The sequence below is a fragment of the Comamonas sp. E6 genome (genome assembly GCF_001010305.1).
Lineage (GTDB): Bacteria > Pseudomonadota > Gammaproteobacteria > Burkholderiales > Burkholderiaceae_C > Comamonas > Comamonas thiooxydans.
This window is the reverse complement of the sequence record NZ_BBXH01000011.1, coordinates 51,361-68,146: the sequence shown is the minus strand read 5'-3', so window position 1 is coordinate 68,146 and position 16,786 is coordinate 51,361. Positions and strand designations below refer to the sequence as shown.

Annotated in this window: 14 protein-coding genes; 8 read left to right on the top strand and 6 right to left on the bottom strand. The window is 59.9% G+C overall.

The genetic code is table 11. The features are described 5' to 3' along the window. Positions 1-360: 360 nt before the first annotated feature. Positions 361-885: a MarR family winged helix-turn-helix transcriptional regulator gene (locus CSE6_RS10095; RefSeq protein WP_003061480.1), complete on the bottom strand. Its 525-nt coding sequence runs from the start codon at positions 883-885 to the stop codon at positions 361-363. 178 nt (positions 886-1,063) lie between these two features. On the opposite strand from CSE6_RS10095, the gene CSE6_RS10090 reads away from it, so the two are divergent. The 8 genes from CSE6_RS10090 to CSE6_RS10055 all read left to right on the top strand — a co-directional run bounded on the left by CSE6_RS10090 (position 1,064) and on the right by CSE6_RS10055 (position 10,203). Then, complete coding sequence (locus CSE6_RS10090; protein WP_034356671.1) at positions 1,064-2,047, top strand: tripartite tricarboxylate transporter substrate binding protein; 984 nt, start codon at positions 1,064-1,066, stop codon at positions 2,045-2,047. A 115-nt stretch (positions 2,048-2,162) separates the two neighbouring features. Continuing rightward, entirely contained in the window at positions 2,163-4,469 is a 2,307-nt protein-coding gene (locus tag CSE6_RS10085; RefSeq protein WP_059440452.1) for a xanthine dehydrogenase family protein molybdopterin-binding subunit, read from the top strand. Beyond that, positions 4,462-5,343, top strand: a complete 882-nt coding sequence (locus CSE6_RS10080) for a xanthine dehydrogenase family protein subunit M (protein WP_045839725.1) — start codon at positions 4,462-4,464, stop codon at positions 5,341-5,343. Before CSE6_RS10085 ends, CSE6_RS10080 begins: the two co-directional genes overlap by 8 nt. Continuing rightward, entirely contained in the window at positions 5,340-5,819 is a 480-nt protein-coding gene (locus CSE6_RS10075) for a (2Fe-2S)-binding protein (protein ID WP_034356661.1), read from the top strand. Before CSE6_RS10080 ends, CSE6_RS10075 begins: the two co-directional genes overlap by 4 nt. After that, positions 5,809-6,612 carry a CoxG family protein gene (locus CSE6_RS10070; protein WP_059440451.1) on the top strand — a complete coding sequence of 268 codons (804 nt, stop codon included), beginning with the start codon at positions 5,809-5,811 and terminating at the stop codon, positions 6,610-6,612. Before CSE6_RS10075 ends, CSE6_RS10070 begins: the two co-directional genes overlap by 11 nt. Before the next feature lie 107 nt (positions 6,613-6,719). Then, on the top strand, positions 6,720-7,814 hold the full coding sequence (locus CSE6_RS10065; protein ID WP_059440450.1) for a porin: 1,095 nt from the start codon (positions 6,720-6,722) through the stop codon (positions 7,812-7,814). A gap of 278 nt (positions 7,815-8,092) precedes the next feature. Further along, the gene (locus CSE6_RS10060) at positions 8,093-8,437 is read left to right on the top strand and encodes a DUF4148 domain-containing protein (protein WP_080745891.1); all 345 of its coding nucleotides are present in this window, start codon (positions 8,093-8,095) and stop codon (positions 8,435-8,437) included. A gap of 629 nt (positions 8,438-9,066) precedes the next feature. Then, positions 9,067-10,203, top strand: coding sequence for an iron-containing alcohol dehydrogenase (locus tag CSE6_RS10055; RefSeq protein WP_012837752.1), 1,137 nt, complete (start codon positions 9,067-9,069; stop codon positions 10,201-10,203). Between the two features lie 18 nt (positions 10,204-10,221). On the opposite strand, the gene CSE6_RS10050 is transcribed toward CSE6_RS10055, so the two are convergent. The 5 genes from CSE6_RS10050 to CSE6_RS10030 all read right to left on the bottom strand — a co-directional run bounded on the left by CSE6_RS10050 (position 10,222) and on the right by CSE6_RS10030 (position 16,784). After that, positions 10,222-12,648 carry an AI-2E family transporter gene (locus CSE6_RS10050; protein ID WP_045839734.1) on the bottom strand — a complete coding sequence of 809 codons (2,427 nt, stop codon included), beginning with the start codon at positions 12,646-12,648 and terminating at the stop codon, positions 10,222-10,224. A gap of 300 nt (positions 12,649-12,948) precedes the next feature. Then, positions 12,949-13,968 carry a patatin-like phospholipase family protein gene (locus CSE6_RS10045; RefSeq protein ID WP_083994709.1) on the bottom strand — a complete coding sequence of 340 codons (1,020 nt, stop codon included), beginning with the start codon at positions 13,966-13,968 and terminating at the stop codon, positions 12,949-12,951. A gap of 133 nt (positions 13,969-14,101) precedes the next feature. Beyond that, the gene (locus CSE6_RS10040; RefSeq protein WP_238585677.1) at positions 14,102-14,698 is read right to left on the bottom strand and encodes a sensor histidine kinase; all 597 of its coding nucleotides are present in this window, start codon (positions 14,696-14,698) and stop codon (positions 14,102-14,104) included. Between the two features lie 273 nt (positions 14,699-14,971). After that, positions 14,972-15,733 carry a response regulator transcription factor gene (locus CSE6_RS10035; protein WP_083994708.1) on the bottom strand — a complete coding sequence of 254 codons (762 nt, stop codon included), beginning with the start codon at positions 15,731-15,733 and terminating at the stop codon, positions 14,972-14,974. 208 nt (positions 15,734-15,941) lie between these two features. Further along, entirely contained in the window at positions 15,942-16,784 is an 843-nt protein-coding gene (locus tag CSE6_RS10030; protein WP_059440447.1) for an HDOD domain-containing protein, read from the bottom strand. Positions 16,785-16,786 lie beyond the last annotated feature (2 nt).

The window sequence follows — 16,786 nt, the reverse complement described above, 5'->3', positions numbered from 1 at the left end:
GCGCCCATGCCTTGCTTGGCCCATTGCATGAGCCTGCCTCTGCCCATGAGCAAGAAAACAGGCGTCTGCGGGAGCGCATCTTGCCATGGCGGATCCGGATCTCGCCAAGCGCTGCTGACTTGCGAGACATGTCAGAGGACGGTGACGAGCGGCCTCGGAAGCCAGGCGAGAAAGTACTGGCCTGTGACTTCCGGCCGCTGCTTTGGAAGTTGCGGACCCCGGCCCTCATTCTCAAATGGCGCATCAACCGGCGAAGCACATTTAATGTGCGGATGACCCCGCCTGCAGCATGCGGAAATTCGTGCGTCTATATGTGTTGCAACAGCATTCTGGCGGTTGTCCAACACAGGGACACAGGAACTATTCCAGACCTGCTTCATCCTCGCCGGACAAAGCGCCTGCTTTCTCGCAATGTGCACGCAAGCGCATCAGCGCGTTGTACATGGCATTGCGCTCATCTTCAGGCAATGCCCGAATGGCGGCAGCCTGGCTGGCACGCGCCAAGGGCATGACCTGTGCATGCAGGGCCTCGCCCTGTTCGGTGACCTGACAAAAAATCTTCTTGCGCGGCGTATTGCCTTCACCCTGCAGATCCACCAGGCCTTTGGCTTGCAGCCGCTTGAGAGCGCGGCTCACCAAGGCCTTGTCCGAGGTGGACTGAATGACCAGATCCGAGAAGGCCAACCGCTTCGAGTGAGCAATCAAGGCCAGCAAGCGCCACTCAGAGACCGTCAGATCGTGTTTCTCGGCATAGGGCACGGTAATCGTGCGCCGCAGAGCATTTCCCACCTGGCTCATCAAGGTGGTGATGAAGTCGTCCACCGTCAGTCCGTCGCCTTGCGCATTGAGCTGCGACCAGGGCGTTTCGCATGTTTTCTTGTTCATGCGCCATTGTTCCATCCGAATTAACAAATTCATATGTCAATAGTGAAAACGGCAATTTGATCGATCAACTATAAGCGTATAACTCCATTTATTGTTTCTTTTGCGATTCAATGTTTCACTTATGAATCATTTGGGATCGCACGCCAGATTTATACCCACGGCCCAAGGAGAGGCGACCATGTCAGTTGATAGACGCCAGTTTTGCTTTACCGCTCTTGCCTGCGGCACGCTGCTTGCGCAGCCGGTGCTTGCCGAAGAAAGTTATCCGAGCAAGCCCATCACGGTGATCGTGTCCTACCCGCCGGGCGGGGATACCGATGCAATCGCCCGCCTCTTTGCCGACAAGCTCAGCCACAGGCTCAAGCAGACCGTGCTGATCGACAACCGCCCGGGTGCCGGCGGGGCGATAGGCAACGGCATGGTGGGGCGTGCACGCTCCGATGGCTACACATTGCTGTTCACTCCCAACCCCTTCACCACAGCCCCCCTGGTCATGAAGCTGTCGGGCGCTGCAGCCTACGACGTACTCAACGGCTACGAAGCCATCATCAACACCGCCACCCAGCCCCTGGTGCTGGTCACGAGCCCCAAGCTCGGTGTCAAAAACCTGCCCGAACTGATCGCCAGGGCCAAGAGTGGCGCCACCGTCTCCTATGCCAGCCCCGGCGCCGGCTCGCCCATGCACATCGCCGGCGAATGGCTGAACAAAGCCGCTGGCGTCAAGTTGTCCCATGTTCCATACCGCGGCGTCGGCCCGTCGGTAACCGATGTCGTGGCCGGCCATGTCGATACTGCCTGGGTCACTTTCGGGCCTGTGCGCCAGTATCTGGACTCCGGCAAGCTGGTGGCGCTGGCCATCGGCGATACCAAACGCTCATCGCTGGCACCTGCCGTTCCGACATTGACCGAGCTGGGCTACAAGGATGTGGTGGTCAGCGCCTGGAACGGCTTCTTCGCGCCGAAAAAGACTCCGGCAGCGGTAATCAATCTGCTCAACGAGCATCTCAATGCCATTTTGCGTGAGCCCGAAGTCGTGGAAAAGCTGGCTGTCTTCGGCGCCCTGCCTGCGGGCGGGTCGCCCAAGGTGCTCAGCGATCTCAATCAACGCGAGTACATGGTGATGGGCAAAGCCATCAAGGAACTCGGCATCGTGGCCGAGTGACACCAATGAATCGTTCAGGCCCAGTCCTGGGCGATTCCAACAGACCTCTATATGACTGAAGTGGCACAAGCCTCTGGTCCGCAGCGACCCGGGCCTTCCGCTGCGAGGTACGGATATGACATCTGCTCTTTCATCTCGATCCACGCTGGGCATGGACACTCCACAGGTGACGGCCAAGGCAAAAGTGCTTGGTCGGGCCATCTACGCAGGAGATCTCAAGCTTGCCGGCATGCTGCATGGCAAGGTTCTGCGCAGCCCTTACCCGCATGCGCGCATCGCTCGCATAGACACCACCGAGGCGCGCGCGCTGCCTGGCGTCAAGGCGGTCCTGACCGGCGAGGATGCGCCCGCCAATCTTTGGGGGGCGCATCACAAGGAGCGCGCCGTCCTGGCCAAAGGCGTGGTGCGTTATTGCGGCGAAGAGGTGGCAGCCGTGGCCGCTGTTTCCGAAGAGATCGCACGCGACGCGCTGGATCTGATTCGGGTGGAATACGAAGAACTGCCCGCCATTCTGACGCCCGAGGAAGCCATGGACGAGGAAGCCTTCGGCATCCATCCAGGGCGCAACAATGTGGCCCAGCATATCCAGTTCGAGCGCGGTGACGTGGAGGCAGGCTTTGCCGCCGCGGATCTGATTCACGAAGCCACCTACACCACGCATTCTCAATACCCCGGCTATATGGAGCCCATGGCCACGGTGGCCTCGCTGGACCCCGATGGCCGGCTTGTGCTCTATACCTCGACCCAGGCAGTGAATCTGGTGCGCATGCAGGTGGCCATGACCCTGGGTCTGCCCATTTCCCGCGTGCGCGTGATTCAGGCCGCTACCGGAGGTGGCTTCGGCGGCAAGATCGTGGAGGACGACAACCAGTTGCTTGCCGGCCTGCTGGCTCTGCATACCCGACGTCCGGTGCGGCTGGTCAACAACCGCCTGGAGGACTTCCAGGCCGCATGTGCCAGCGTGCCCGAGCGCATCACCCTCAAGCTGGGCATGCTCAAGGACGGCAGCATTGTCGCCAAGCAGGTTCGCATCATTGCCGAATGCGGTGCATATGCAGGCCTTGCCGGTGATGTGATGCACGTCAGTGCCATGCGCAGCGACAACATGCACCGCAATCCCAATGTGCGTTCTGAAGCGACGCTGTACTACACCAACAATCCGCCACGCGGCGCCTTCCGGGGCTTTGGCGGAACCCAGATGCAGTTTGCGCTCAACAGCCATATCCACACCATGGCGGAGAAACTGGGCCTGGACCCGGTGCAGGTGCACAAGCTCAACGCGCTCAAGGCCGGTGATGTCTCGATTCACGGCTGGCATATCGGCAGCACAGGACTGCTGGAGTGCATAGACATGGTAACCGAGGCCATAGGTTGGGCAAGCAAACGCCAACGCGTCAAGGCCAGTGGCATCAAGCGCCGCGGCGTGGGCATGGCAGCTGCCATGCATGTGAGCGGCAATCGCACCATAGGCAACTGGGATGGATCGACGCTGGTCATCAAGATCAATGAGGACGGTCGAGTTTTCCTCATCAGCGGTGAATGCGATATGGGCCAGGGAGCGAGCACCATGCTCAGCCAGATCGTGGCCCATGAGCTGGACCTGCCTCTGGCCGATATTCATGTGCTTGCACCCGACACCGATGTCGCACCAGTGGCCGTGGGTACTCTGGCTTCACGCGTCACCATGTCGGGCGGCAACGCGGCCATCATCGCCGCGCGCAAGGCGCGGCAAGAGTTGCTGAGCCTGGCTGCCGAGCGCCTGGGTGCATCGCACGACGCGCTGACGCTGAAAGGCGGTGCCGTCTATGTGAGCGCGGAGCCTGAACGCCGCAGCACCGTGGCCGAGCTGGCGCGCCAGCATATCTGGCGCCATGGTGGAGGTGGTATCCAGGTCGCCGGAACCTGGGACCCAAAGACCGTCATGCATGACGACAAGCTCTACGGCAATATCGCAGCTGCCTACTCCTACGCCGCCCAGGCCGTTGAAGTCGAAGTGGATATCGAGACCGGCCAGGTCAGCGTCATCGACAGCTATGTCGCCGACGACTGCGGCAAGGCGCTCAACCCCACTGCGATTCACGGCCAGACCAATGGCGCCACCGTTCAGGCCATAGGCTGGACGCTGTATGAGCAGTTGCACTACGAGGGCGGGCGCCTGGCGAACGGCAATTTCGCGGACTACAACATGGCCACCGCCGATGCGGTTCCCATGCTGCGCGGCGGCCTTGTGGAATCCAACGATCCCAACGGCCCCTATGGCGCCAAGGGTGCCAGCGAAACAGCCATCCTGCCCGGCGCGCCAGCCATAGCCAACGCCGTCTATGACGCGATTGGCGTGCGCATCACCGATCTGCCCATCACCCCGGGGAAAGTGCTGGCTGCATTGCGCGACAAGCAGCAGCAAGGAGCAAGCCATGCGTGAATTTGATTTTGCGGAGCCCCGCTCGGTTGCGGAGGCCAGCCAGATGCTGGCCGAGTACGGTGACGATGCACGCATCATCGCGGGCGGGTCGGCGCTGATGCTGGCCATGCGCCAACGCATGCTTGCGCCCACGCACCTGATCTCGGTGGCAAGGCTGCCCCGGCTGCATGGCATCGATTTCGATCCGCACCAAGGTCTGCGTATCGGGGCCATGAGCCGCCATATCGATGTGGCTCGCTCCGAGCTCGTGAAGGCGCATGCACCGGTGCTGGCCCGGATGGCCGCCCAGGTGGCCAATCCGCAGGTGCGCAACCAGGGCACGATAGGCGGCAATCTCTGTTATGCCGACCCATCCACGGACCCGCCCGGCTGTCTGATGGCCCTCGACGCCTCGGTCGTTCTGGGCAGCACACGCGGAGAACGCGTGCTGTCGATGGAAGAGTTCCTGGTCGACTACTACACCACGGCCATGGAGAGCGATGAGCTACTGCTGGAAATCCGGGTGCCGCTGCAGGCGCCCTGCACCCAGGGGGAATACACGCGCTTTCTGCGCACGGCAGCAGAGCACCGCCCCCTGGTCAGCGTGGCCCTGGTCGTGCAAAGAGAGGGGCAGATATGTCACCAGGCACGTCTGGCTATTGGGGCATCCACGCCCATTCCCACCAGGCTGCGCCGTGCCGAAGACTGCTTGCGCGGCAAGACCGTGAATGCGCAGCTCGCTTCAGAGGTCGCAAGCATCGTGGCCGAGGACATTCAGCCGGTCTCCGACCTGCGGGGCAGCAGCGAGTTTCGCCGCGCCATGGTGCGCACGGTGACCCGCCGCACGGTGGCCACGTTGTTCGGAATTGATATCAATGAAGGAGTTGCCGCATGAGCACGCATCGCATCGAATGCCAGGTCAACGGCGAATCGCACAGCGCCGAAGTCGCATCACGGCGACTGCTATCGGATTTCCTGCGGGACGACCTGCACCTGACCGGCACCAAGCGGGGTTGCGAGACCGGCACCTGCGGCGCCTGCTCGGTGCTGCTGGACGGTGAAGTCATCAAATCCTGTCTGATGCTGGCCGTGCAGGTTCAGGGGCGCAGCATCACCACCATCGAAGGGCTGGCCGCCAACGAGCAGCTGCACCCCCTGCAGAAGAACTTCATGCAGTGCGGCGGCCTGCAATGCGGCTACTGCACGCCGGGTTTCATCATGGCCTCCTGCGACCTGCTCAAGAACACGCCCCAGCCCAACTGCGAGGAAGTGCGCCACGGCCTCAACGGCAATCTCTGCCGTTGCACCGGCTACACCCAAATCGTCGAATCCGTGCTGCATGCAGCACAGGAGATGCATCATGGAAATTGAAAAAAACCTGACCGTTTCAGCCCCTCCCCAGCAGGTCTGGGATCTGCTCCTCAATCCCCAGATCATGGCCGGAGCCGTGCCCGGAATGAAGTCCATCGATGTCATCAGCCCCACGGAATACGTGGCGGAGATGCACCAGAAGATTTCCTTCATCAGCGCCAAGTTCAAGCTCAAGACCAAGATCGTCGAGCAGAAGGCTCCGGAATACATGCGCGTGGAAGGCACCGGCGAGGATGCCTCGGTGGCCAGTTCGCTCAAGCAGACCAGCGAAGTGTTCCTGACGCCTGCTGCCAACGGCGGCACTGATCTACGGATCAAGGTCAATGTCGACGTGCTGGGCCGCCTGGGCGCCTTCGGCCTGTCGGTCATGAAAACCAAGGCCGACCGTCTCTGGGAAGAGTTTGGCAGCAATCTGGCTGCTCGCATCGAGGCTGGTGGCTTGATCGTTGATGCAGCACCACATTCCTCCGCCAGCCCCTCGACAGCGCCCACCATGCCTTCATTGGCCAAGCAAGCTGTCGCGAGCCCTGAGATCAAGCCTGTCGACGCATCGACCGTCTCCTCTAGCGCAGTACCGCAGGGACAGATGGAAGCAGCCATCACAGCCTCGACACAGGACACATACAGCGAAGCCGGCTGGTGGGCCCGCATCTTCGGAGGTGCCCGCAACGCACGCCGCGGCGGCCAGGTCATACGCGTAGAAGTGCGTCAGATGGACAAGACGATCTGTGTCGAGTGGCCTGCCACAGCTGCATCCGAATGCCGGGAATGGCTCCAGTCTCTGCACAAGTAAGCACTGTTTTTGCTCCGACCAGCAAGGAGGCTCACGACTCAACAGCTCAATCACATCAAGCCACGCATGCAAAAAATACTGAACGACATTAAAAATTGGAGACATTCATGCTGAAGAAGGTAGCGAGCGCCATTGCGCTTCTGGGGGTGGGAGGATTGGCACATGCACAATCGTCCGTACAGATTTACGGCATCATGGACACGGCCGTCGAAACCATGAACAACGTGGGCGCAACCAAGTCCAGCCTCACACGCATGCCCAATCTGACGGGCAGCGTTCCATCGCGCCTGGGCTTTCGCGGCCGCGAGGATCTGGGAGGCGGATTGAGCGCATCCTTCACGCTGGAGATGGGTATCGGCCCCGACAGCGGAGCTCTCAACCAGGGCGGTCGTGGTTTCGGCCGCCAGTCCTTCGTCAGCCTCAACGGCCCCTGGGGATCGCTGGGGCTGGGCCGTCAATACACCATGCTGTTCTGGTCCGTGCTCGACGCTGACGTGATCGGTCCGAGCCTGCACAGCATGGCCAGTCTGGACAACTACTTTCCCAATGCACGTGCCGACAATGCGATCTCCTACAAGGGCACGTTCTCGGGCCTGACGGTCGGCGCAACCTATAGCTTCGGCCGCGATGCCGTCAATGCGGGCCCCAGCCCCGGCGGTACCAACTGCGCGGGTGAAAGCAGCACCGACTCCAAGACCTGTCGCGAGTGGTCGGCCATGCTCAAGTACGACACAGCGACATGGGGGGCAGCGCTGGCGCATGACGAGCTGCGCGGCGGCCCCGGTGCTTTCGCGGGGCTGACCAGCAGCGACAAAGTCGACAAGCGCACCATGCTCAACGGCTATGTGAAGCTTGGTGGCGCCAAGATTGGTGGTGGCTATATGCGTCGCAAGAATGACGGCTATATCGCATCGCCGCGCAACGACCTGTGGTTTGTGGGCGTGACCTACCCCATTGGGCAATGGAGCGTGGACGCCCAGTACAACCAGCTCAAGTACAAGGACAACGCGGACAAGGGTCAGCTGCTGGTACTGCGCGGTACCTACAACCTGTCCAAGCGCACTGCGGCCTATGCCTCGCTGGGCTATATGAAGAACAGCGGCAATGCAGCCTTTGGAGCAAGCAGCGCTCAAGCTGGTGGAACACCGCTGCCTGGCGTCAACCAGACTGGCTTTGGCATGGGCTTGCGCCATACGTTCTAAAGCCGGTGCCAATACAGCGGGTGCGGGTAGCCTGGTGGCCTGCACCCGCTTTTCAGAAGAAGTGACAGTCCCCCAGGCGGGGCTCGTTCAACAACATAGACCGGACATGTCTACCAGCCCAAAGGCAGTCCAGGTCGGCATGAGAAGAAGCTGACAACAATGTCACCGCGCTGTCCCGCTTCTGTTGGGGTCGGATTTCTAAGATCCACACATCTCCTCCTTACCTTTATCAAGGCCTGGGAGATTGTGTTTCACCGACTTTCTTAGGAGCTCCCACCATGTCTCAACGTCGTCTCTCCATCGCGTCCGTATTTGCAAGCGCAGCAGCAGTAGCTGTACTAGCCATGCCGGGGATGGCTTCTGCAGCCTATGAACACCCAGCCAATAACGAGCAAGGCGTGACTGTTCACCCCGAACATTTCGTGAGCCAGAAGACGCGTGATCAAGTCAGGGCCGAAACTGCAGATGCGATGAAGAACGGTCGTCTGTCGTATGGAGAAAGCAACTTCCCCAACTTTGCACCCCCTGCAGGTCCCGGTAAAACACGCGAAGAAGTGATTAACGAATTGCTGCGCGAATCTCCAGCAGCTCGGGAAGCTCGTTTGCAGTCCATCGCTCGCTGAGGTCAATAGAGGCCTTGTTGGGCCCCCGGTCTTACTTGACCAGCATTGCGCGATGCGATGACCGGCATGCTTGATCTGACCACCGGCAGCAACTGCCCCATGCTGCCGGCCGAGTGGCGATGATCAATGCTTGGATTGCTGGCATCACCCAGTCCAAGCCTTTATCCGCTTCCTTCAATTGATCATCGCCCCACAGACGCCGCCCCCTGAGCCGTTCCTGAAGACCAACCAACGGGGGGCGGGCGAGCAGCAGACAGTGCCCGTCAATTGGCAAAGCGCAGTTCACATGTAGCTTCATCGCTCACAGAGAGCTTACGTGCGCAACCTTTGGCAAACGTGCGAAGGCTGGAATTAGGGCTGCAGCCATCGCCACAGTTCTTTGTTAACGGATTGTCTTGCCATGAAGGCATGAAACATCAGTGCTTCAGGTTGGCATCGAAGGAGATGGCGTGATCGACTCTGCCCAGTCCCCTGTCCCCTGTCCCCTGTCCCCTGTCCCCTGTCCCCTGTCCCCTGTCCCCTGGGAGACGATTTTTTCCAATCCCTAGGGTTTGCTGTCTTTGCGTGGCCGCATTCAGCTTCTAGGCTTCTAGATTGCCAAGACTCCCTTTTTACTGAGCAAACAGAACATGGCCTTCATCAATTACGTGACTCAGATCCAGTTTGACTTTGGCGCCGTTCAAATGCTGCGCCAGGAATGCGAGCGTGTCGGTATCAGCAAGCCACTGATCGTGACCGACCCAGGCGTCAAGGCGGCAGGAATCTTGCAAAAAGCCATAAATGCACTGGGCGGCCTGCCCCATGCAGTATTTGACCAGACTCCTTCCAACCCCACTGAAGCGGCGGTGCGCGCTGCGGCTGAAATCTACAGATCCCAGAACTGCGATGGATTGATCGCTGTGGGCGGAGGCAGTGCCATTGACTGCGCCAAAGGCGTGGCAATTGCAGCTACGCATGAAGGCCCGCTCTCGTACTACGCGACGATTGAAGGCGGCTCGCCTCGTATTACCGAGCGAGTTGCTCCGCTGATTGCCGTACCCACCACCAGCGGTACAGGCAGCGAGGTAGCGCGTGGAGCCATCATCATCGTGGACGACCATCGCAAACTGGGTTTTCACAGCTGGCATCTGGTGCCCAAGGCTGCCATCTGCGACCCCGAGCTCACCTTCGGCCTCCCCCCCATGCTGACGGCAGCAACCGGCATGGATGCCATAGCCCATTGCATGGAAACCTTTATGGCCTCGGCCTTCAATCCACCGGCCGACGGCATTGGCCTGGACGGGCTGACCCGGGGCTGGGCGCATATCGAGCGGGCCATGCTCAATGGCAACGACGCGGAAGCCCGCCGCCAATTGATGAGCGCAAGCATGCAAGGGGCCATGGCTTTTCAGAAAGGGCTGGGCTGCGTGCATAGCCTCAGTCACAGCCTGGGCGGCATCAACCCGCGCCTGCACCACGGCACGCTCAACGCCATGTTCCTGCCCGCAGTCGTGCGCTTCAATGCCGAAGCCGAAAGCGTTCAGCGCGAGGACCGCCTCAACCGCATGGCACATGCCATGGGTCTCAGCAGCGGAAGCGATATCCCCGACGCTATTCGAGATATGAATGCCCGCCTGAACCTGCCATCGGGTCTGGCTGCCATGGGCGTGGAGCGCGCGCAGTTTGATGCAATCATCAGCGGTGCACTCAAGGACCACTGCCACGCCACCAATCCACGGCTGGCATCCGCGCAGGACTATGAGCAGATGCTCAGCACCTCGCTCTGACAGCACTGCACACAGTGCTCAAGCCTCAACGACAGGGCCCGGCTTGAGCGCTTCGCGCACATCGTCCATCAATTGCCTCGCCATGCTGCTGAGCACCTCGAGCTCATCGTCGGACATGTTTCGAGGCTCGTCATCAAGTATGGAAAGGCAGCCCAGCACATTGCCTTTTTTGTCCACCAGAGGCACACCCGCGTAAAAGCGCAGCTTAAGGCTATGCACCACCGAGTCACTTGCAAATCGGGGGTCTCGCGCCAAGTCTCCGACCACAATGGCCTCTTCTTCATACACGACATACGAGCACACCGAGCCATCACGAGGGACGCCTTGTTGAGCGCCCTCTTGCGCTGACAGCGGAAGCAGACTGCCCGGCGCAAAGACACGTTCAGCATCCACCCAGGAAACTTGAGCCCACTTGGTGTTGAAAGCATTGACGGCCTTCTTGGCCGTATCGCGATATAGCGCTGTCAATGCTGATGCCAGCACTCCGCTTTCATGCAGCATTCTGACGCGCTGCTCATCGTCATCGGGAATCGGAGCAGCAATCACACACTCGCCGGGATCTCCAACCTGCATGGCCTCTACCCACAGATGCAACTCACGCAGACTGGTAACGCAGGCCTGCGCTCCTGTCTGTCGGGCAAACTCGGGGTCAGCTGCCACGGCTGGAGCATTCCACAGGCACAGCACCACTCGTGCACCCGGCCAATGGCGGCGAATGCGCCGCACAATGCGTCTCGCCATGCTTTGTGGCTGGTGATTGAAAATCGACAGCACCAATAGATCCGATTGCTTTACGGCCTGAACCCACTCGCGATCCGCCAACAAGCCATTGGCGTCAAACTGCAAGGACTTCGAGTCCGGGGCAAGTGCCCATCCGGAGCAGCTAACCTCATGACCATGCAAACTCTCTGCATGGGCCACCATGGCTGCGCCCAGGGCATCCACCTCCCAGCGCACACCCGCGCAATGAATGCGCAGGCATCGACGCTGATCACCTTCACCGGGAGCCGCCTGGGCATGCTCGCCACTGCTTCTGAATGCATATTGGTCCTGCAACTCATCAAGCAAGGCTGCCATGCCATTGGACAGCCGCAAGCGATGTTCGGCCGTTGCCGACTCCAGATGCTGCTGGGTTGCAATACGCAGAGCAGGAATGGCAACCTCATCATAAAACCCGCTGACGGCACTGGCTCTGTCATCCTGGCCGGACTTCGAGAGCAGGCGCTCCTCCACGGACTGTACGGCCATGCTGATGGCATCATCAGCGTCATCGGCCAGCAGACGCTGGTACAGCCGTTGCTGCGGCCCGAGAACAGGCTCGCTGCCCAGCAATACCTCCATGAATTTGAGCGAGGGAATGTAGCGCCCCAGCACCAGCAGGCACACTGTCAAAGGTGTGGAAAGAATCAGGCCGATCGGCCCCCAAAGCGCTGTCCAGAAGGTTGCGGCAACAATGATTGACAAGGTCGACAAACCTGTACTTGAGCCATATAGCCACGGCTCGATCACATTGTTGCTGATCAACTCCAGCAGCAGAATCAGGCCCAGAGTCATCAAAAACATATCCCAGCTGGGATCGACCGCAAAGGCCAGTGCCAGCGGAAATACCGCAGACATCATCGGACCCACATAAGGCACAAATCGCATGATGGCGCCCAGCACCCCCCAGAGAATCGCCCCTGGCACACCGATGAGCAACAATCCCATGGCGAGTGGCACGCCATAGCTGACGTTGACGATGAACTGCATGCGCAGATATTTGCCAATGCGCTGCGAGGCCTCATCCAGCGCATCGGTGGCCACATTGAGGTTGCCCCCCACCAGCCTAAGCAACCGATCCCTCAGCTCGTCCCTGTCAAGCAGAATCAATATGACAAACAGCAACACGATGCCTGCGGTCGTCACCGGCTCGGCAATACGCCCCAGCCACTGCAGCATCCGTGTAGTGGGCTTGGATTCGGGAGGCTGAACCTCCACTTTCTGCACACGCGCCCTGGCGTTATCCACGCTGGCAATCTCTTTCTCAACGGTGTTGTAGGTCTTGAAAACGCCATCCCAGGCGCTGGGCATGTTTGCGCTCTTGCGCAGGCTGCGCAATTTGTCGCGAATCGTCGATTGATAGGTCGGCAGATCGGCACTGAGTTGCTGCACCTGACTGCCCAGATACATGCCCAAGCCGCCGAGTGCTGCCAGAGAAAAAGCCACGACCACAATGGCCGAAGCCATTCGCGGCAGCCCCCAGCGCTTGAGCTTGCTGACAGCAGGGTCGAGCAAGAAGCCGAACAGCATTGCCAGGGCCAGAGGAATCAGCATGTCCCGCCCGAAATAGAGGGCAAGAATCACGATGGAAGCAATCATCAGCCCGATGAGCAAACGCAGGGCCGGCAGCATTTCCGCCAGATGCACAAGCCCCGGAGCCACGTTGGCCCTGGCTCGTCTGTCCATGCCCTCCCACAAACCGGGAGCTGGCTGCCGGCCCTCTCCGGCCGAACCCGCCTCTCGCGAGAAAGTCTCGATTTCGACCGGTGCCCCCGCATACGGCTTGGTTGGCGCAACCGCGCCAAAGTTGACCTCGGGGGTTGCAGACGATTCATCGGACGGGGAATTCTCGTTTCGGTTCTCTGACATTGGCATCCTTGATGGACTGTTGTCTATGATTTTCTGAGACAAAGTGCGCTCATCCAGAATTCCAACTGGCTCTGCCCCCCTCTGCTGTCAGGCTTTGTCGTAATTTGCAAAAAAGCGCTATAGAGCCTCAACTCGACCCGGATCAGGTGCATGCAGCCACTGCGCAAACTCATCAGCCAGTTGCCGACTGGCCGCCACCGCGGCATTCCAGGCCTTGGCGCGTGCATCATGGTCTGTGCCATAGCTCAGAAAATCGTGCCGATCCGGCAACTTGGCGTTTGGCAGGCAAGCCACCCAGGCAGGATCAGGGGCCAGCACAATCATCGAGTCCAGATACGAACTCGGTCCATGACGCCATTTCAGCCCCTTGTCCAGCCATCCAGGAATCACCGCCTTCTGGAAATGAGGATATAGCACCACCCCATCGCCGTTACGAGAGGCCAGATAATCCAGATGCATGTGATAGTCGGTAATGCCGCCATCCCAGTAGGCCCCCTTGGGAGCATCTGAAATGTCTTGCACGGCATCCAGCACGAAAGGGATGGAGCAACTGGCTCGCAAGGCATCCATGAAATTACTCTCCGTCAGCCGGGTCTGCGCAGACCGAATGTCCGCAACACCAAAGGGAAGAGCATGCACGGCATCGCTTGCAGAAGAGGAAAAGATCACCCGCTCCAGCAAGCAGCCCAATGCCGACCGATGCAATGCATTGCCTGCAAACGCGGCCGCATAGCCCAATGGAGTGCGCCAGGGCGATGCACGTGACAGCAGACCACGCCCGCGGGCGGCGATCACATGCAGCCTATAGCGCGGATTCGCCAGAACCTCACTCACACGCCCCCCGTAAAAATCCTGCAGCGACTGCGCAAACCGCTCACTGACCAGCGACGACGGCGTGCGCCTCTGCCCTTCGGGGGGATCGAAGCGCTGTGCAATATAGTCACGCTCCAGTCGCTCAAAGGCTTCCACTGGTGCGTCCAGGCAAGCCGTCGCCATGCGCCAGGCACCGATGGAGGCACCAATCAGATCCACCGGCTGCGCGCTGGCCTGCAACCACTGTCCAAAGATGAAGCGATCCAGAGGTCCGAGAATCAAGCCCTTGGGACCGCCTGCAGCCGCCGGTATGACTCTGACCATATCCGGCTGCAAGCCCCGCCGCTCTATAGATTGCCGCGCCTTGAGACCGGCATAGATTCGCAATGCTCTTGTGGATGACGTCATGTGGGCATTGTGCTTGCAAGCCCCGTTGCTCGCGATCAGCTCGGCGACTTCACCAGTTGAGCGTGACCGAGGTACCGCCACCGGGTCGAGCGGAGATGCTCAGTTTCGCCCCCATGACAAGCGCTCTGCGGCGCATATTGACCCACCCCATGCCAGCAGATGCTACGCCCGGGATTTGCCTGCCATCAGCCGGTCTGACAGGCCCCGCATCCTCAATGCTCAGGCGAGCATGCACAAAGGAGGCATCTGAAACATTTGAAGCACTTCTCCACTGTTCGTCGGCAGTCAGCGTGATCCAGAGTTCAAGCGCGTCAGTGTGCTGCAGCACATTGCTCACGGCCTCCTTCACCACTGCCATGATTTCCTCGGCCATGGCGCCGCATGGCAGACTGCCGGCATCGCCAGACATCTCCGGGTCCCAAACATCCCAGTGCAGATTCATGCCTCGATGATCCAGCACAGGTTGCAGCCTGTGCCTGAAACGTGCAAGAAGGACACCCAAGGGTTCGTTTCGGCTATCCATGGAATCAACAATCAGCCTTAGATCGAGCAGGCATTGTTCTGCGTTGCTGCGAATCGCCGGGTCCGTGCCGAGCCCGGTCAGGCTGATCAGCTGCACCAGTTGGCTGCCGACATCGTCATGCAATGCCTCCGCTATGCGCCTGCGCTCCAGCTGTACCTCTCTCGATGGACGTGCGCTTTTACGCCTGCGCCACAGCACGCTGCGATATGCCAGAGGCAACAGCCAGACGACAGCCGCCATGCTGCCCGCCGCGCCTAGCGCAGCAGTCCACCAGGGAGCTGAATTGAACACCGCTCCAGGCTGCAAAAGCCAGGGCAGCCACAGCAGCAGCTGAACACTCCACAGAAGCAGCTGCCAGACGTAGGACATGGTGAATGCGTTCGCAGATACTAGCGCCTAGAACCAGCCACGCAGGTAGGCGAAACGCACGGCTTGTGCTCGGGTGCGCACCTGGAGCTTTCGATAGATGTTCTTGATGTGCGTGTTGACCGTCATGGTGCTGATCTCCAACTGCACGCCGATCTCTGCACTGGTATTGCCACTGGCAACCATGCGCAAGACCTCGCATTCGCGGCTGGAGAGCCTGTCGGACATACCGGCCCCCGGCACGGCCCCGGTGGCCGGCCGCTTGTCATACCGCTGCAACAGCCGCCTGGCGAGACTGGGAGTGATGGATGCACCGCCATTGACGACCTGCAGCACCGCTTGAGGATAGTTGCCAAACCAGGAGTTCTTGACCAGATAGCCGGTTGCTCCCAGCTCGAAAGCGTGCAACACCTGCTCCTCCGTCTCCACCACCGAAACCACAATGACCTCGGCCTGCGGGCGGTGGCTTTTCATCACCTCGATCAACTCAAGACCATCGTCAGCCCCCAGCTTCAGATCCAGCAACATGACATCAAACTCATGTTGACGAATGGCTTTTCTTGCATCCTTGAGGTTGTCCGCCTGAGCAACCACCATGGTGCGCCGATCATTCATGATTTCCTGTGCGATCACCATGCGCAGATGCGCATCATCGTCCACCAACAGAACTCTGACGGGCTTGTCGGGCTGCCCCACCATATGATCGGGCCACATGGAAGGACTACCGAGCTCCACAGCCATGGGTCGGAGCATCAAGGCATCACCAGAGTTGTTTGCACCGTTCGGGTCCATTTCTCTCTCCTGGCCAGAGTTGCCTGCCGGGGACTCAGGATGGTGCTCAAGACACCATATAGATAAAAACTCCCCAGCGCGTCATTAGATAGTTTTTAGCAATTAAAACTGCAACTCAGCGTAAGAAAAAATGCAATTTGAGTAATCACGGTTTTCTGACGACACCTACTCAAAACCGCCGACTCCTCATCCCAGGCGCCCAGGAGCCCTAAAACTGAACATCCAGAGAGCCTGCCGCGTGCCAGTCGATGGATGCCTGACGCAGCACCATGTCGATGTCCATGCTCAGCGCCAGTCCAGTTTCAGCAGGGAAAGTCACAGCCAGCTGGCGCTCACCCCAGTTAAGCGCGCGGGTCGATGCCCGCCAGATGGCCAGATGCAGCACCCCCGTCAAAGGCTCGAATACAGGCTGCTCCATCGGCGAATGCATGAACTGAAAGGCATCGCTGATCTGCTCCGGAAAATTCCACTGCCGCGCCAGATGGGCCGTAATCTGCCCCGAGCAATAGCCCATCAGCTGCATTTCCACCTGGGGGCGCTTGGGATGCATGGGCTCCAGCAACTCGGAAAGTCGGAAGAAAGTGTCAGGGTCGGCAGCCTGCAGCAACAGCTCTCCCAGGCCATGCAGCAGTCCCAACGCATAGGCCTGCGAGGCGTTGGCCTGAACCGACATTGCAAGCGCGCGCGCCATGCGTGCCGTGTCCAGGCTGTAGCGCCAGAAATTCGCCAGACTCCAGCCTGCCGAAACATGAGATGCGCTGACTGGAGCCGCCTTCTGCACCAATTGCCGCAACTGAACCGGCGCCAGCAGCACCAGTGCTTCGGGAATGCTGTGCACGCGCTGCCCCAGCAGATGCGCTGGCCCATTGGCCGCAGCCAGCAGACGAGCGGTCAGAACCGGATCGCTGGAAAACAATTGCACCAGGCTGCGCATGCCGGGCTCCGGCTTGCGCAGTTCACTCGACAGCAGCGCAACGACGCGCGGCTGGCTTGGCAGCAATACATGCTGCTCCAGCAACGTTGACAGGCTCAATGGTTTGACGCGGCTCATCT

What these genes read in the sequence shown, in the direction of transcription:
- CSE6_RS10095 (WP_003061480.1), bottom strand. Translation starts at nt 885, where the DNA reads ATGAACAAGAAAACATGCGAAACGCCCTGGTCGCAGCTCAATGCGCAA.
- CSE6_RS10090 (WP_034356671.1), top strand. Translation starts at nt 1,064, where the DNA reads ATGTCAGTTGATAGACGCCAGTTTTGCTTTACCGCTCTTGCCTGCGGC.
- CSE6_RS10085 (WP_059440452.1), top strand. Translation starts at nt 2,163, where the DNA reads ATGACATCTGCTCTTTCATCTCGATCCACGCTGGGCATGGACACTCCA.
- CSE6_RS10080 (WP_045839725.1), top strand. Translation starts at nt 4,462, where the DNA reads ATGCGTGAATTTGATTTTGCGGAGCCCCGCTCGGTTGCGGAGGCCAGC.
- CSE6_RS10075 (WP_034356661.1), top strand. Translation starts at nt 5,340, where the DNA reads ATGAGCACGCATCGCATCGAATGCCAGGTCAACGGCGAATCGCACAGC.
- CSE6_RS10070 (WP_059440451.1), top strand. Translation starts at nt 5,809, where the DNA reads ATGGAAATTGAAAAAAACCTGACCGTTTCAGCCCCTCCCCAGCAGGTC.
- CSE6_RS10065 (WP_059440450.1), top strand. Translation starts at nt 6,720, where the DNA reads ATGCTGAAGAAGGTAGCGAGCGCCATTGCGCTTCTGGGGGTGGGAGGA.
- CSE6_RS10060 (WP_080745891.1), top strand. Translation starts at nt 8,093, where the DNA reads ATGTCTCAACGTCGTCTCTCCATCGCGTCCGTATTTGCAAGCGCAGCA.
- CSE6_RS10055 (WP_012837752.1), top strand. Translation starts at nt 9,067, where the DNA reads ATGGCCTTCATCAATTACGTGACTCAGATCCAGTTTGACTTTGGCGCC.
- CSE6_RS10050 (WP_045839734.1), bottom strand. Translation starts at nt 12,648, where the DNA reads ATGGACAGACGAGCCAGGGCCAACGTGGCTCCGGGGCTTGTGCATCTG.
- CSE6_RS10045 (WP_083994709.1), bottom strand. Translation starts at nt 13,968, where the DNA reads ATGGTCAGAGTCATACCGGCGGCTGCAGGCGGTCCCAAGGGCTTGATT.
- CSE6_RS10035 (WP_083994708.1), bottom strand. Translation starts at nt 15,733, where the DNA reads ATGGACCCGAACGGTGCAAACAACTCTGGTGATGCCTTGATGCTCCGA.
- CSE6_RS10030 (WP_059440447.1), bottom strand. Translation starts at nt 16,784, where the DNA reads ATGAGCCGCGTCAAACCATTGAGCCTGTCAACGTTGCTGGAGCAGCAT.